This is a genomic window from Faecalibacter bovis, from assembly GCF_017948305.1.
Taxonomy (GTDB): Bacteria; Bacteroidota; Bacteroidia; order Flavobacteriales; family Weeksellaceae; genus Empedobacter; species Empedobacter bovis.
Genome location: NZ_CP072842.1, coordinates 2,581,590 through 2,598,112, shown reverse-complemented (window position 1 = coordinate 2,598,112; position 16,523 = coordinate 2,581,590). Strand labels below are relative to the sequence as shown.

The following is a 16,523-nucleotide window of genomic DNA, read 5'->3' as shown; positions in this document are numbered from 1 at the left end:
GCTTTAAATCTCTTGCTAATATAAGTGAAACAATAGATAAGGTAGAAATGTTAACGAATATTTGTAGATATTTTATCAATATGTTAAGATTTTAAATATCATCTGTTGTATTTGAATTATGATTGATTTAATTCTTTTAAGTATAATTCGGCAATTGGTTCAAGTTCTAAGCCAATTAATTCAAATTGACGATTCAGAACTCTTGATTTAATATTAATTTTTTTATCTGCATATTGAAGAAATTCGTGAACTTTATAATCAGGAATTTTTAAATCATTAATAAAAAATTCGTCAGGAAAATAATTAATCACTTCATTCAGAATCCCTTGATTGCGTTCGAATAATTGAATTTTACGTTGTTTTTTATAATGACCATTCACATGACCAATTAATCGAACAGGATTCATAATATCAGTCGCTCTAAATTTCGAAATATCTTTTTTAGGTTCTAAATCTCTTAATCTTTGATTTAAACCTATTTGATTATAAATTTCTCCCTTTAAATCTCGTCTGTAATGTAAATTATTACGCAAATTTTTATCTAAATCACCAATCAAAGCTTCGCTTAATTCTATCGTTTCTACGTCCAAATGGGCTTGTAAAACACCTTTGTCGTATAAATTTTGTGAAATAACAATTTTACGAGGAACAAGATAGCTTGAACTAAATTGTATTGTATCGCCAACCATTACGGGAATCGAATAATATCCGTCTGCATTTGTTACAGTTTTTGCAAAAGATCGCAAATTGTCTATTCGTACATTGGATGGCGAAGTATATTCGTCTACTTGATCTATAATCACAGCACCAGTAATCAGTTTTGTCTGAGCAAAACTGAAAGAGCATAAGATAAAAAGAATTAAGGAAACGAGTTTTTTCATTAAAATAATTTTTGTTTCATTTTTTTCCAACGGTAATTACGAATAAATCTTTCTTGTTCTACAGTTACCATTTTAGGTTGTTTTTTTTGCCAAGCTTGTAAATACCCTTGAATATAATATCCAATGTACGATAATTTTTTCTTGCGTAAAGCTAATTTAGAAGCCGCGATAAGCGTTATCCAAAATCCATACCCAAGCGCATAATATGCAGTTCCTTGTTTGTATAAAGCACTTTTGGAATAAACTGCTCCCGTTGGTTTTAGATGTTTAATTTGTAAAGTTTCGTCAGTTTTAATTTCCCAATTATAATAACGACATAATAATTCATCTACCGTGTCCCAACCCATGTGAGAACGTAATCCACCAATTTGATCGTAAGTTTCTTTTCGATAAGCTTTAAAAGCACCACGAATATGATCTTTATCTGTTAGATTTTCTAATATCCAATTCCCATTTTTCTCGATATAAGCAAATCCACCAACCATTCCATATTTTGAATTAGCATTGAAATGCATCAATATAGTTTCGAAATAATTCGCAGGGATGTCTAAATCAGCATCCAATTTTACAATAAAATCGAAGTCTTTTTTCAAAATTTCGTAACCAGCTAAAAAGGTTTGAATTACTTTACTTCCTGGTTGATGTTCACCCTTCGAAATTCGATTTAATATTGAAATCCAATCATATTTTTTCGCATATTCTTCAATAATAGATTGTGTATTATCAGTAGAATTGTCATTAACAACAACAACTTGATAAGGTGTTACAGTTTGATGTACCAAACTATCCAAAGTAATTTTAATAAAATCTTCTTCGTTATGAGCTGGAATTACAATTGAGTATTTATTTAAACTCGAAATCTTTGTTTCGTTCTGCGTAAACGGCATAATATCTGGGTGTAATTTTTCTTAAAAATGGACGTATTCCAATTTTATTTGTAGGATGTGTCCATTTGTGACGATGAATAATTTTCCATCCGGCTTTTTCCAATAACATATCAAATTGCCAATCTTCAAATTCGTGATAATGCACATCTCTTGGATCATTTTTATTTCGATAAGCAGGAGCAAACCATAATCGCATAGGAATAGTAGCTAATAATTTATCGCCAGGCAGATTTCTTAAAACTTCCATCGGATTTACTAAATGCTCTAAAATTTCTAATGCAGTTACAAAGGTAACATCATTATTCTTTAAATTATGATAATGATAATCTAAATCTTCGCCTGAAGTATTAATAATGGTGTATCCGTTTTCTTCCATCACATCAGAAAAAGGATTTTTAACACCCAAATCAAGAATTTTATCTTCAGTTGATGCGAATTTATGGAGTAGTTTTAATGTCTCATTATATCTTTTTTCAGGATATATTTTATACATAGTTGGTTATATTTTCGGTTATAAATGTAATTGAAAAATCATTTCTATAGATGAATAATTTCGTATTTCCGAGAATATTTTACAATTATATTTTGGCTGAAATTGATAAATGATATTTTTGAATTTTTAATTAATTAGATGTATATCAATTATTAAAAAAAATATTTGTATAAATTTATTATGCACGAATAACGACTGTTACAAAATGTTAAGGTTTGTTTGAATATTTCTCCTAAATTTGAAATGAAAAAATAAATACTATGTCATACGGATTACTTAAAGGTAAGAAAGGAATCATCTTTGGAGCATTGGATCAAAATTCAATCGCTTGGAAAGCGGCTGAACAATGCCACGAAGAAGGAGCAGAGTTCATTTTAACAAATGCCCCTGTAGCTTTAAGAATGGGTGAATTAAATGCATTAGCAGAAAAAACAGGATCTGAAGTTGTTGGAGCGGACGCTACTTCAATGGAAGATTTAAATAAATTATTTGATATTGCAATTGCTAAATTCGGTAAGATTGATTTCATTTTACATTCAATCGGAATGAGTGTAAACGTAAGAAAAGGAAAACATTATACAGATTTAAACTACGATTGGTTAACTAAAGGATGGGATATTTCTTCTGTATCTTTCCACCGAGTAATGAAATGTGCTTGGGATAAAGACGCTATGAATCAAGGAGGTTCTATCTTAGCTTTAACTTATATTGCTGCTCAACGTACTTTCCCTGATTACAATGATATGGCTGATAATAAAGCATATTTAGAATCTATTGCTCGTTCATTTGGATATTTTTGGGGTAAAGAAAGAGGGGTACGTGTAAATACAATTTCTCAATCTCCAACGCCAACTACTGCTGGTAACGGTGTTAAAGGTTTCTCAGGTTTCATGGGGTTTGCTGATAAAATGTCTCCACTTGGAAACGCAACAGCATTAGATTGTGCAAACTATATTGTAGCAATGTTCTCTGATTTAACTGCTAAAGTTACTTTACAAAATTTATTCCACGATGGTGGTTACAGTAATACTGGAGTTTCTCAGGAAGTTATTGAAGCTATGGACGCAAATAACAAAGAAGACTAATTATCTTTTTATCAAATACAAAAAAATGAAGAGCCGGATTTTATCCGGCTTTTTTTATGTCCAAAATTGAAGATTTATAAATGATTTTTAAATAAAAAACACTTTGGTAACCTTTTTGATTGTAGCATATTACGAGTTTAATAATATAGAAATTTAATGTAAAACACTATCAACCTAAATACTAAATTATGATGATTCAATTAAATCCTACAATTTTAGTAAATACTCCACTTGGACGTGGTCACGCAATTTTTTTGATCGATTATGGAATGCATCAAAATACATGTTGGGTAGTTACCATGGAAACAAACGGTGTCGTTAAACATTTTGATTGCAATGACATTATTGTTTGTACCAATTATACCTATCATATCAATACCGAAAAAAACTGTTTTCAGAAATCTGAAAAAGAAACTTCTTTAGTATAATATTAACCAACCAAAATTTTGAGAATGAAAGAAAATTCGAAAACAAAACAAATGAAAGAGCACGTAGTGGATTCTTTTGATAAGTTGATGACTACCAATGATGGATCGCCTGTACATGATAATAATAATACTCTGAAAGCAGGTGATAGAGGTCCATCTCTTTTACAAGATCATATCTATTTAGACAAAATGATGCATTTTGACCGTGAGCGAATTCCAGAAAGAGTTGTTCATGCTCGTGGTTCAGCGGCACATGGTGTTTTTGAAGCAACAGAAGATATTTCTGATTTAACAGTTGCTAATTTTTTAAAAAAAGGGACTAAAACACCAGTTTTTGTTCGTTTTTCAACTGTAGCAGGTTTTAAAGGTTCAACTGATTTGGCACGTGACGTAAGAGGATTTTCAGTTAAATTTTATACTGAAGAAGGTAATTATGATTTAGTTGGAAATAATATTCCTGTATTTTTTATTCAGGATGCAATGAATTTCCCAGATTTAGTACATGCTGTAAAACCAGAACCGCATAACGAAATTCCACAAGCAGCTTCTGCACATGATACGTTTTGGGACTTTATCTCATTAATGCCAGAAGCAACTCATATGGTTATGTGGGCAATGTCCGATCGTGCCATTCCTCGTTCACTTCGTATGATGGAAGGTTTTGGAGTTCATACTTTTAAACTTGTAAATTCAGAAGGGAAAGGAACATTTGTTAAATTCCATTGGAAACCAAAATTAGGTGTACACGCAGTTGCTTGGAATGAAGCTCAAAAAATTTCAGGATTTAATTCAGATTTTCATCGTGAAGATTTATGGGAAGCAATTGATAAAGGAAATTTTCCAAAATGGGATTTAGGAATTCAAATTATACCTGAAGAAGATGAATTGAAACATTCATTTGATATTTTAGACCCTACGAAATTAGTACCAGAAGAACTGTACCCTGTGAAAATCATTGGTACAATGACTTTAAATAGAAACCCTGAAAATTTCTTTGCTGAAACCGAACAATCTGCCTTTGATCCAGGTCGTTTAGTGCCAGGAATAGACGTATCTAACGATCCATTATTACAAGGACGTTTATTTTCTTACATGGACACACAGAATTACCGTTTAGGTGGACCAAATTTCCATGAATTACCAATTAATCGACCAATTAATGGAAAGCATAATAATCAAAAAGATGGTTTTTCTCGATTTGATATTCCAAAAGGAGAAGTAAGTTATTTCCCGAATAGTAAAGCAACTGGTTGTCCATATCATGCAATGTTAAAGGGTGAGAAAGGTTTTCAATCACACGAAGAAAAAATTGATGCTTCAAAAGTGAGAAAACGTTCAGATTCTTTTGCTGATCATTTCTCTCAAGCTAGATTATTCTTTAATTCTCAATCTAAACCAGAGCAACAACATATTATCGATGCATTTTCATTTGAATTAAGTAAAATTAATGATGCAAAGATTAGAGAAAGAATGTTAGCAAATCTAAACCAAGTTAGTGAAGAGTTAGCTACAAAAATTGGTGATAATTTAAACATTAAACCATCCAAAGAATTAGACGAATTAACGCTGAAATTTGCTCGCCAAAATCATCCAGATTATCCTTTAAAAAATAAAAAATCAGAAATTGAAAAGTCTGAAGCTTTATCAATGCTTGTGAAACCTAACGAAGGGACAATTGAAACGAGAAAAGTCGCATTTTTAGTTGAAGATGGAGTTTCTAAAAAAAGTGTTGACGATTTAAAATCAGTTTTGGAGAAGGAAGGAGCAGAAGCAGTATTAATTTCAGGAAAAGTAGGTCCTTTAAAATTTAAAGAAGGCGATACAGAAGAAATTCAACACACTTATAAAACTGATGTTTCGGTATGTTATGATGCAGTTTATACTCCTGACGGGGATTCTATTGCTAAATTAATGAACACGCCAGAATATTTTCAATTTATTGAAGAGGCATTTATGCATTGTAAAGCTTTATGTTTTGGTGAAGAAGCAATAAAACTTTTAAACCATTCGAAAGTTAAAAAAGATAAAGGTGTCATTACTGCAGAAGATAAAAATTGGCAAAATTCATTTGTTGATGTGATGAAGTTACATCGAGTTTGGGATTTGGAAGAAGATCGTAAAAATCCTTCTTAAATCTTGTTAAAAATATAATAAAACGGATAGTTTGAACAGTCAAATTATCCGTTTTACTTTTATCCTGCAATTAACCTTACTATTTTTGCAAAAACATTGTTATGTACATTATTGATTCACCTTCGCACGACGCATATTTTAATATTGCTTTAGAAGAATATCTTTTATATAAATATCCAACAGAAGACATCTTTTTATTATATGTCAATGATCCGTCAATTATCGTAGGTAAATTTCAGAATACTTTAGCTGAAATTAATCTTAATTATGTAGAATCAAACAACATTAAAGTTGTTCGACGTATGTCTGGTGGTGGTTCTGTTTATCATGATTTAGGAAATCTAAACTTTTCGTTTCATACCTTATTGGGATCAAATGATTTTATGGATTTCTCTAAATTTACCGAGCCAATTGTAACTTTACTTAACGAACTTGAAGTTCCGGCTAAACTAGAAGGTCGTAATGATTTATTGGTAGATGGTAAGAAATTTAGTGGTAATGCAAAATTAGCTCGAAATGGAAAAATGATTCAGCATGGAACAATTTTGTTTAATTCGGAAATGAATGTTTTAGGAGATGCACTTAAGGTAAATCCTTTAAAGTTTGTGGATAAAGCTGTAAAATCAAACCGAGCTCGTGTTACAAATCTTGCGCCTTACTTACCGGAAGGAATGATTACAGATGATTTGAAGGAATTGTTGATTGAAGTTATGCTAGAAACGAATGAAGATGCAATAATTTATGAACTAACATCTGAAGATAAAGAAGGTGTACAGCAATTAATAAATGAAAAATACAGTACTTGGGATTGGAATTTTGGATTTTCGCCGAAATATAATTTTAAAAATGCAAAGAAAATTCCTGCTGGATTTATTGAAGTTCACTTGGATGTTGATCGTGGTGGTATTATTGAGAAAGCTAAAATATTTGGAGATTTCTTTGCTTCAAAACCAATTGAAGAGTTTGAAGAAATGCTAATTGGTAAAAATCATAACTTCAATGAATTAAATTTATTTTTTGATACAATTGATCTTACCGCTTTCTTTGGAAAAGTTGAAAAAGAAGAAATTTTAGATTTATTTAAATAAAAAAATTAAAACCATTACAATTAGTAATGGTTTTAATTTTTTGATCAATTCTATTGAGATTTTAAACAACATATTTTCGGATGTATTTATAAAAATCTGATTAATAATATTTTAATTTGAAATAATTGTTAAAAATGATGATTTATAAATTGTCTAAAATTGAATATTTGGACTGTTTTTTGATTTTGAAAATTAAAAATTAATCCATGTTATTAAATAATCCAACCTTAGATTACTTACCTCAACACATAATTGATTTAATTCCGAAACACGAAAAAGGGAATAACAGAGATACTATTGTTTTTAAAACTTCAGCTATAGAGTTGGCTTCATCTAATTTTGTGTTTATTAAACAAAGATTATTAAACGTAAATAACTGGGGGAATTTCTGTACAAAAACTCCTGTTGAATTTAAAGTTTACGATTCAAATTGCTCATTAAATGAAGGCTATGTTAATCTAAACGATTATATTAAAATACAAATTGATTTACCTACATTTTCGCGTAGATTAAGTGAACTTGTTTCTGATTGGGTTGAGGTTGTTAGGATTGAAGAACATACAGATTCTAACTCTGCTTATTTTTTAATGCAATTAGCACCTATAGAATGTCCATCTAAAGAAACCAAAGAAATTGAACATTTTTATTCGAATAATGCAACAAAAACTTTTATTTTATATAGAAATAATCAGACAATTTCATTATCTATACATGGTAGAAATGAAGAGGTAAATTTTAAAGTAAAGAGTAAGACGAAAGCATTTCGAAATTTTTTGGTAGCTAATTTTGGAGTAATTGGAATTGATAATTATTTGTGGAACGATTTTGCAATAAAAATTTTAAAGCATTAAGATGAAAAATGATGTAGTAATATACGATGGCGATTGTGGTTTTTGTAGCTTTTGGGTTCAATGGTTGTTGAATAAAGACAAAAATAATATTCTGAAATTTGCTTCTTTACAAGGAAGTTATGGACAAGAATTTCTCAAAAAAAACAATTTAAATACAACTGATTTTGATACTATTTATTATCATAAAGAAGAAGGTATTTTTTATGATAAATCAAATGCTATTCTTGAAATTCTTTCCTCGTTAGGAGGATTATATTCATTGATGAAGGTTTTTAAAATTATTCCTCGATTTATTAGAGATGAGGTTTACATGCTGGTATCAAAGAATCGTAAAAAGTTCGCGCAGAATAATTGTCTTTTACCAAGCCCTTCGCAACGCTCACAATTTCTAGACTAATATTTATATTTTTTTTAACAATAATATATTATAGTTATCGTTATGCTTTTAAATTATTAATTTTCATGAGATTAAAATAAATTTCTTTTGAAAATTCTGATATTAAAGTATAATTGATATGAAAGAATTAAATTCAATTAATAAAAAATCGTTTGATTTTATCAAAGAAATTCCATACTTCGAGGAATTACAAGAGAAAATGACAACTGCAATCATGGAATCTTTTGATGATATCATAAAAGATAGAATTTCATATCATTCTAATTATCAATTTTACCAAATAGATGAATCTGCATTAAAGAAAACCTATAATTCTTATGCAAATAAGGATGGAATAATGAATGGATTGGGAAATATAGTACCTGGAGGATCTTCTTATTTTACAATGTTGCCTTTGATTATTAATTCCTACAAAAATCAAACAAAAATGATTTGTGATTTGGCTGTTCAGATGGGAAAAAAAGATTCATTGCATTCAAAAGAAGTGGTAATGGCCATTTTATTATCTACGGCGGGAGAATCAGCAAATCAATTGATGGCTAATCAGGCTAATAAAATTTTAATCAAAAGCATTTCATCATCACTAACACCTAAATTGATGGAGAAAATTGGAACAAATCTTTTATCAAAAAGTTTAAGTTCAATTTTTACAACTGCAGTGCCAGGAATTGGAGCGTTAGCAATAGGTATGTTTGTAAGATATAATACGAAACAATTAGGAAAAATGAGTATTTCTATATTAAGTAAGGATATTCAAATTTCTAATCATTTTAATTCAGAAGCACCTACGGAAGATATAAATGTTAGTTATAATGCAACAGAAATTAGGGTAGAAGTGATAAAAGTATTTGTGAATTTGATGAAAATAGATTCAAATAAACAAAGTTCTGAAATTGGATATATTTTATCTCTTATCAAATTTTCTAATTTAGATGATAAGGATAAAATAATGTTGTTTGACTCGCTAACTGATGAAAAATTCTTTCATTTAAATTATGATATTTTGAAATTAGTATCTGATAAAAATCTATTAGTTTTTGATATGCTTGCTTTTTGTAATATTGATGGAGCTATTTCATTAAAAGAAATTGCTTATATAAGTAAGATTTTAAAAAGGCTAGAATTGGGAACAATTTGCGATTATGTTATTTAATCAATTTGAATATTATCGAAAATAATCTAAAAATCAAGATATAAAAAAAAGTGTTGAGATATAATTTCAACACCTTTTTTCTATTAAATAAATCAAATTAAATTGCTTTTGTTTTATTTCTTAACCAAGATTTCTCATCTACAGATAATTTAGATTCTAATTGATTGTAAACCCATTCGTTGTAGTTGTTTAACCAATCAATATGAATTTGATCTAAAACTGATTTTTCAACTAAATCTGTATCAATGTAACAAACAGTTAAAGTTTCAAAATCCATAAAATCTCCATATTGAGATGATTTTAAATCTTTAGATAAAACTAAATTTTCGATACGAATTCCGTATTCACCTTCTTTGTATAAACCTGGCTCGATAGATGTTATCATTCCAGCTTCTATTGCAATATCCGTAGGTGTACCATTAAAAACGTGTGGACCTTCATGTACATTTAAGAAGAAGCCAACTCCGTGTCCCGTTCCGTGTCCGTAGTTTCTAAGTGTTTGCCACATTGGTCTACGCGTAATAGCATCAATTTGGTAACCACGTGTTCCTTTTGGATAAATAGCCATAGATCCTTCAATAGTTCCTTTTAAAACTAATGTGTAATCTTCTTTTTCTTCTTGTGTAATATTTCCTAAAGAAACAACACGAGTAATATCTGTTGTTCCAGTTTCGTATTGTCCACCAGAATCAACTAATAATAATCCATTTTGTTCTAATAACGAATTACTTTCTGGTGTAGCTGAATAATGAGGTAAAGCTCCGTGAGCTTTATATCCAACGATTGAACCAAACGAAATATCTTTAAATCCAGGTTGTTCAGCACGTAAATTTGCTAAATAATCAGCAACCGAGATTTCAGTTAATTCTCCCGAAGCAACATTTTCTTCTAACCATTTAAAGAACTTTGTTAATGCAACACCATCGTTAATCATTGCATTACGTGTATGTTTAATCTCTACATTGTTTTTTATTGCTTTTAACATTGTAGAAGGATTCATGTCTTCGATAATTTTTACACCATCAGGGATAGAATCATAAACAGCGAAACAAGTACGTTTTGGATCGATTAAGATAGAAGTTCCACCTTGTAAATTCTTTAATTTCTGATAAACTTCTTCATATGGTTTTAATACAACACCATAACTATTTAATTCTGCAATAGCTTCATCATTTAACTTACCATCAGTAATATATAAAATAGTTTCTGAATCGCTGATGAATGCAAATCCTAATACAACAGGGTTACAAGGAACATCCGTACCTCTAACATTTAATGCCCAAGCTAAATCATCCAATGAAGAAATTAAATGAGCATCTGCACGTTTAGCTTTTAACTGAGCTTTTATTGTATTTAATTTATCAATTGTTGATTGACCAGTTGTAGAAACAGGTAATGTATACGCGTGATTTATTGGTAAACTTGGGCGGTTTTCCCAGATAGAACTTAATAAATCTGCATGTCCGTCAATTGTATATCCTAAAGGAGCTAATGTGTTTTTTATCGTATTTGCAACTAATAAAGATGCTAAATTCCCGTCGAAAGCAACTTTTGCTCCAACTGGTAAATTTTCACTAACCCATTGTACATATTCAGGTGAGTGTTGAACTTTTAATTTTACTAATTCAAAACCAGTACCATCTAATTGATCTTTAGCTTGTACAAAGTAACGAGAATCAGTCCATAATCCAGCAAATTCTTGTGTAATCATAAGTGTACCAGCTGAACCTGTAAAACCAGATGTCCATTCGATACATTTGTAAAAATCAGGTAGATATTCGCTAATATGTGGATCAGAAGAAGGTATGATGTACGCATCAATGTTTTGTTCTTTCATCAAAGAACGAATCGCTTGAAGCTTTTCTAAATGTGTCATTTTAATTATGAATTAATTGTAGTCTAAAGGTATAAACATTGTCTTGAATATACCAATGAAATATCGAATTTCTTTTTTACGTTAATATTCATTAATTCTTAATAAAATCAAAAATAAATCTAAAAAAAGTGCAGTATTTTCGCATCTTTATAGCGATTATGAAAGAAGCAATACTGAATCATTTTAAACCAAACGGTCCAATTAACATCAAAAACGAAATTTTAGCAGGTTTAACCGTTGCTATGACGATGATACCTGAATCATTATCGTTTGCAATTCTTGCTGGTTTAACACCGTTAGTTGGTTTGTATGCTGCATTTATAATGGGAATTGTGACTGCAATTTTAGGTGGTCGTCCCGGAATGGTTTCTGGTGGTGCAGGTGCAACGGTTATAACCTTAATTGTTTTAAATCAAATACATGGTGTTGAATATATTTTTGCAGCAGTTGCGTTAGCCGGAATATTTCAAATTTTGGTCGGAATTTTTAAGCTTGGAAAATTTGTTCGATTAATTCCTCAGCCAGTTATGTACGGTTTTTTGAATGGTTTAGCTATTGTAATCTTTATGTCACAAATCAATCAATTTAAATCTTCGTCGGATGGAATGGTTACTTGGTTAGAAGGAATGCCTTTATATACGATGATTGGATTAACAAGCTTAACAGTTTTAATAGTTTATTTTTTCCCAAAAATCACGAAGGTTATTCCAGCTTCTTTAGTTGCAATTATGGTTGTTTTTGCTTTAGTAATTGGTTTAAACATTGACACGAAAACTGTTGGAGATATTGCTGCTATCAAAGGTGATTTACCATCATTTCATATTCCAAGTGTGCCTTTTACTTTAGAAACTTTAGAGATTATTTTACCTTATTCAATAATCATGGGTTCGGTAGGATTAATTGAATCTTTATTAACGCTAACTCTTGTAGATGAAATCACTAATACTAAAGGAGAATCTAATAAAGAGTCAATTGCTCAAGGAGTTGCTAATATTACGAATGGATTTTTTGGTGGAATGGGAGGATGTGCGATGATTGCCCAGACATTTGTTAATTTAGATGCAGGTTCACGATCTCGAATAGCCCCGGCAATTGGAGCAATTACCATCTTGATTATTATATTAATCGGAGCTCCGGTTATTGAAAAAATTCCGATGGCAGCATTAGTAGGAGTTATGATGATGGTCGCCATTTCAACATTTAAGTGGGGATTTTTTAATCTTTTATTTAAAATGCCTAAGTCAGATATTTTTGTTGCAATTGTAGTGGCAGCAATTACAGTTGTATTACATAATTTAGCATTAGCTGTTTTAATAGGAGTAATTATCAGCGCGTTAGTATTTGCTTGGGATAATGCAAAACGTATCAGAGCTAGAAAATCTATAGATGAAAAAGGTCAAAAAATTTATGAAATTTATGGACCATTATTTTTCGGATCTGTATCGGCTTTTAATGAAAAATTTGATTTTATAAATGATCCAGAAGTTGTAGTTATTGATATGAAAGAGAGTCGAGTAGTAGATATGAGTGCAATTGATGCTTTAAGTGTAATAACAACAAAATATGCATTAAGAAATAAGCAAGTTATCCTACGACACCTAAGTAAAGATTCTATCAAATTATTAAAAAATGCACATGGTGTAATTGAAGTAAATATAGAAGAAGATCCAACTTATAAAGTTATGCCTAATCATTAATACTATAAACGTTAATAAACAAAACACAATATGAATAAAAACATTCAAATTAATAAACTGTCATTTAATTTAGCAACCAGCTTATTGGCATTAGTACTAATTGTTTTAATCTTATATTTTACTCAAACAATTGTATTACCAATTTTATTTTCAATTATTTTGGCAGTAATGGTTTATCCAATAGCGAATTTATTAGAAAAGATTAAATTCAACAGAACATTTTCTACTATTTTCAGTTTGCTAATAGCCATGTTAGTTTTTTCTGCAATTAGTTATTTAATCGTAAATCAAGTGATTGATATTTCGAAAGATGCAGCAACAATTACGGTTAAGCTAGAGAAATTGTTCAACGAAAGTTTAAAATGGGTGACGAAAACATTTCAAATCTCAGAAAACGAATTAGCCAATAAAGCTTTAAAGGAATTAGAAAGTGCAATGGCAACGATTAGTAAATATGCGATGACCTTTTTCTCTTCTTTTGGTAGCATATTAACTTCCGGAATTTTAGTGCCAATTTTTGCATTTTTCTTTTTGTATTACCGTGATTTTTTCAAAACGTTTTTCTTAAAAGTTTTCAAATCAACGCCACAAGATAAAGTAGAAGATACATTAAGTAAAATGTACGATGCGCTTCAGAATTACATGGTTGGTCAATTAACGGTAATGGCTATTGTAGCAGTTCTAAATACGATTGGATTATATTTAATTGGTTTAGAATACGCATGGTTTTTTGGAGTTTTAGCTTCATTGTTAATGATTCTTCCATACGTTGGAATCGCGATCGGATCTATTTTCCCAGCAATTTTTGCTTTAGCCACAATGGATTCTCCTTATTATGCATTAGGTATTATTGGTTGGTTTCAAGTTGTACAATTTTTAGAAGGAAATTTTATTACACCAAATATTGTGGGTGGTAAAGTTTCTTTAAATCCAATGGCTTCTATGATTGCAATTATTCTAGGCGGAATGTTATTTGGATTTGCAGGTTTTATTTTAGCATTGCCAATAGCTGCTTTATTAAAAGTTGTTTTTGATTCAATTCCTCAATTAGAAGCATTTGGTTATTTATTAGGAGATCCTGAAATTGATAATACAAAACAAGAAAATCAAACGAAAGCTCTTGAGAATGAAGAAGAAATTGAAGAAGAAATACCAGATGAACAAAAAGAAGAATCAATTTAATTTGATCAATTAAAACTTAATTTTAAACTCTACAAACTACTAAAATGTTACTTGAAGAAAAAGATTTTACCCAATTACGCTCTAATAGAGCACGCATGAAAAATGTGTTGTTAAGCTTTTATAGCTTAATAGGGTTATTAATTCTGAATGCAATTTTTGGCATTTATTATTACTTCCAACTTATTAAATTAAATAATTCCGATAATTATGATATTTCAACAATAGAATTGATTTATGGTGTTTTAAATATACTTTTAGGTATAAATATTATTGCAACAGTTGTGTATTTTATTCTTTGGTTTAGAAGGTCTTATGCAAATTTAGGTCGTATAGGATTGTACATGGAAAACAAAGAAAATATGGCTTTTTGGGGATTTGTTATACCGATTCTTAATTGGTTTAAACCGATTAAAATGGCCAAGGAAATAGATTTAAAATATGATTATTTGGTTGAAGAATTAGATGAAAATCATAATAAGAATTTAAACAATTATTCTATCATTACGGCTTGGTGGATTTTGTTTTGGGTAGATTCAATTTATACGCGAATTACATATAAAATAGATTTTGAAACTATAGAACAAATGATAGAATATCAATTGTATGATATTATTGGTTTTGCTATTACTTTATTATCTGCAATTCTAACAATATTATTAATTCAAAATCTGGGAAAAACACAAAATAAACTTGAAGATCTTATTGAATTAGAAACATTAAATAGCAATAACGATAATCAGTAACAATAATTCTTAATGATTATAAATTATAAAAGCAACTCTAATGAGTTGCTTTTCTATTTTAAATGATCTAACAACATTTCGGCTGTTGCAGGGTTTGTAGCTAACGGTACATTATGCACATCACATAAACGTAATAACATATTTACATCTGGCTCATGAGGATGTTTTCCCATCGGATCACGGAAAAAGAATACCATATTTGTCTGACCTTCAACTACTCTGGAGGCAATTTGAGCATCGCCACCTAATGGTCCTGAAAGAAATTTTGTAACAGTTAAACCTGTTTGTTCAGCATATTTACCAGTTGTTCCTGTGGCAATAAATGTTATTTTGTTATTCTGTAAAGCTTCTTTGTGTTTCATCAAAAAATTCACCATTTCAGCTTTTTTACCATCATGTGCAATCAATGCAATTTCCATACTTCTAATTTATTTTTAATGGATAATATATTACTTTTGTACAAATTTAATCAAGATATTAATTAGTAAAGGGATTATTTTACAATAGTTCAAAAGCTTAAATAAAGATATATAATGAAATTTCATTTATTAAAAATTAAAGCCATTCAACGCTTAACTGCCGATGCTGTTCAAATTACATTTGACGTTCCGACAGATTTACACGAAGAATTTTCATTCACAGCCGGTCAATATATTACATTAGACATTAATGGTGAAAGACGTGATTATTCAATTTGTGAATCTCCGTTAAACAAGGAATGGAGTATAGGTGTTAAAGCGATGCAAGGTGGTAAGATTTCTACTTACTTAGTAAATGATTTAAAAGTAGGAGATGAGCTAAAAGTTTCTACACCAAACGGACGTTTTACAATTCCTTCAAAACCGAATGAAAAACGTACTTTATTAGCATTCACTGCTGGATCAGGAATTACGCCAATTATATCTATGGCCGAATTTGCTTTACAAACGGAAGAATGGGTTACGTTTAACTTATTTTATGTGAACAAAAATAGCGAATCGGTTATGTTCAAGGAAAAAATAGCTGATTTACAGGCTAAATATCCAAACCAATTTAATGTCTACAATTTATATACAGCGCAAGATCAAGAAAACTTCATTTTTAACGGACGTATTGATGAACATAAATTCGATTTAATTTTAAATCAAATTATCGACATCAATGAAGTAGACGAAGCGATGCTTTGTGGTCCTGAAGAGATGATTTTTACATTAGCTAAGAAAATTAACGAAGCCGGAATTATTGAAAAACATATTCATTTTGAATTATTTACAACTTCCGTAAAACCTGAAGAGATTTTTGAGAAGAAAGAGGATGAGGTTTTAGAAGTAAATGTAAAAGTTACTTTAGATGGTGAAGAGTCTGAATTTGTTTGGAATCGTGAGAAAAACTTGATTGATGCAATGTTAGATAACGACATCGATGCTCCTTACTCTTGTAAAGGTGGTGTTTGTTCATCTTGCTTGTGTAAGATAACTGAAGGTGAAGTTCATATTGGTGATAATTTTGTTTTAACAGATTCTGATTACGAAGATAAAATGACGTTGGCTTGTATTTCAAGACCAAAAACTTCTAGTTTATCAATTGATTTTGATGATGTTTAATCATTAATGAAATAATATTTTAAAGGCTATTCTATTCAGAATAGCC

Annotated in this window: 16 protein-coding genes; 11 read left to right on the top strand and 5 right to left on the bottom strand. The window is 29.9% G+C overall.

Translation table 11 applies throughout. The features are described from left to right. Nucleotides 1-116 precede the first annotated feature (116 nt). From J9309_RS12485 to J9309_RS12475, 3 genes are read right to left on the bottom strand one after another with little or no spacing between them, the layout of a single operon-like run. On the bottom strand, nt 117-881 hold the full coding sequence (locus J9309_RS12485) for a hypothetical protein (RefSeq protein ID WP_230476215.1): 765 nt from the start codon (nt 879-881) through the stop codon (nt 117-119). Next, a complete protein-coding gene (locus J9309_RS12480) occupies nt 881-1,768 on the bottom strand; it encodes a glycosyltransferase (protein WP_230476214.1) in 888 nt (295 codons plus the stop codon). The genes J9309_RS12485 and J9309_RS12480 overlap by 1 nt, the downstream gene beginning before the upstream one ends. Then, a complete protein-coding gene (locus J9309_RS12475; RefSeq protein ID WP_230476213.1) occupies nt 1,725-2,261 on the bottom strand; it encodes a class I SAM-dependent methyltransferase in 537 nt (178 codons plus the stop codon). Before J9309_RS12475 ends, J9309_RS12480 begins: the two co-directional genes overlap by 44 nt. 260 nt (nt 2,262-2,521) lie before the next feature. Between J9309_RS12475 and J9309_RS12470 the strand changes: the two genes are divergently transcribed. From J9309_RS12470 to J9309_RS12440, 7 genes are all read left to right on the top strand, one after another. Further along, a complete protein-coding gene (locus J9309_RS12470) occupies nt 2,522-3,346 on the top strand; it encodes an enoyl-ACP reductase FabI (RefSeq protein ID WP_121934856.1) in 825 nt (274 codons plus the stop codon). 188 nt (nt 3,347-3,534) lie between these two features. Further along, the gene (locus J9309_RS12465) at nt 3,535-3,774 is read left to right on the top strand and encodes a hypothetical protein (protein WP_230476212.1); all 240 of its coding nucleotides are present in this window, start codon (nt 3,535-3,537) and stop codon (nt 3,772-3,774) included. Nucleotides 3,775-3,798: 24 nt separating this feature from the next. Next, a complete protein-coding gene (locus J9309_RS12460; RefSeq protein ID WP_230476211.1) occupies nt 3,799-5,907 on the top strand; it encodes a catalase in 2,109 nt (702 codons plus the stop codon). Nucleotides 5,908-6,008: 101 nt separating this feature from the next. Continuing rightward, nucleotides 6,009-6,995 carry a lipoate--protein ligase gene (locus J9309_RS12455; RefSeq protein WP_230476210.1) on the top strand — a complete coding sequence of 329 codons (987 nt, stop codon included), beginning with the start codon at nt 6,009-6,011 and terminating at the stop codon, nt 6,993-6,995. Nucleotides 6,996-7,201: 206 nt separating this feature from the next. After that, nucleotides 7,202-7,846, top strand: coding sequence for a hypothetical protein (locus tag J9309_RS12450; protein ID WP_230476209.1), 645 nt, complete (start codon nt 7,202-7,204; stop codon nt 7,844-7,846). Between the two features lies 1 nt (nt 7,847). Further along, a complete protein-coding gene (locus J9309_RS12445) occupies nt 7,848-8,243 on the top strand; it encodes a thiol-disulfide oxidoreductase DCC family protein (protein ID WP_230476208.1) in 396 nt (131 codons plus the stop codon). A 118-nt stretch (nt 8,244-8,361) separates the two neighbouring features. Next, entirely contained in the window at nt 8,362-9,396 is a 1,035-nt protein-coding gene (locus tag J9309_RS12440; protein WP_230476207.1) for a hypothetical protein, read from the top strand. Nucleotides 9,397-9,493: 97 nt separating this feature from the next. Here J9309_RS12440 and J9309_RS12435 read toward each other — a convergent pair whose 3' ends face one another. After that, a complete protein-coding gene (locus tag J9309_RS12435) occupies nt 9,494-11,272 on the bottom strand; it encodes an aminopeptidase P family protein (RefSeq protein ID WP_230476206.1) in 1,779 nt (592 codons plus the stop codon). 158 nt (nt 11,273-11,430) lie between these two features. Between J9309_RS12435 and J9309_RS12430 the strand changes: the two genes are divergently transcribed. Genes J9309_RS12430 through J9309_RS12420 form a run of 3 tightly spaced genes read left to right on the top strand, consistent with a single transcriptional unit; the run spans nt 11,431 to nt 14,894 of the window. Beyond that, nucleotides 11,431-12,969 carry a SulP family inorganic anion transporter gene (locus tag J9309_RS12430; protein WP_230476205.1) on the top strand — a complete coding sequence of 513 codons (1,539 nt, stop codon included), beginning with the start codon at nt 11,431-11,433 and terminating at the stop codon, nt 12,967-12,969. Nucleotides 12,970-12,999: 30 nt separating this feature from the next. Further along, nucleotides 13,000-14,151, top strand: coding sequence for an AI-2E family transporter (locus tag J9309_RS12425; RefSeq protein ID WP_230476204.1), 1,152 nt, complete (start codon nt 13,000-13,002; stop codon nt 14,149-14,151). 44 nt (nt 14,152-14,195) lie between these two features. After that, nucleotides 14,196-14,894 (top strand): DUF4328 domain-containing protein, encoded by a 699-nt coding sequence (locus J9309_RS12420; protein WP_230476203.1) that lies wholly within the window; start codon nt 14,196-14,198, stop codon nt 14,892-14,894. 53 nt (nt 14,895-14,947) lie between these two features. Here the strand turns inward: J9309_RS12420 and J9309_RS12415 are convergent, their stop codons facing one another. Then, complete coding sequence (locus tag J9309_RS12415; protein WP_230476202.1) at nt 14,948-15,313, bottom strand: methylglyoxal synthase; 366 nt, start codon at nt 15,311-15,313, stop codon at nt 14,948-14,950. 114 nt (nt 15,314-15,427) lie between these two features. On the opposite strand from J9309_RS12415, the gene J9309_RS12410 reads away from it, so the two are divergent. After that, entirely contained in the window at nt 15,428-16,477 is a 1,050-nt protein-coding gene (locus tag J9309_RS12410; protein WP_230476201.1) for a 2Fe-2S iron-sulfur cluster-binding protein, read from the top strand. Nucleotides 16,478-16,523: the final 46 nt, after the last annotated feature.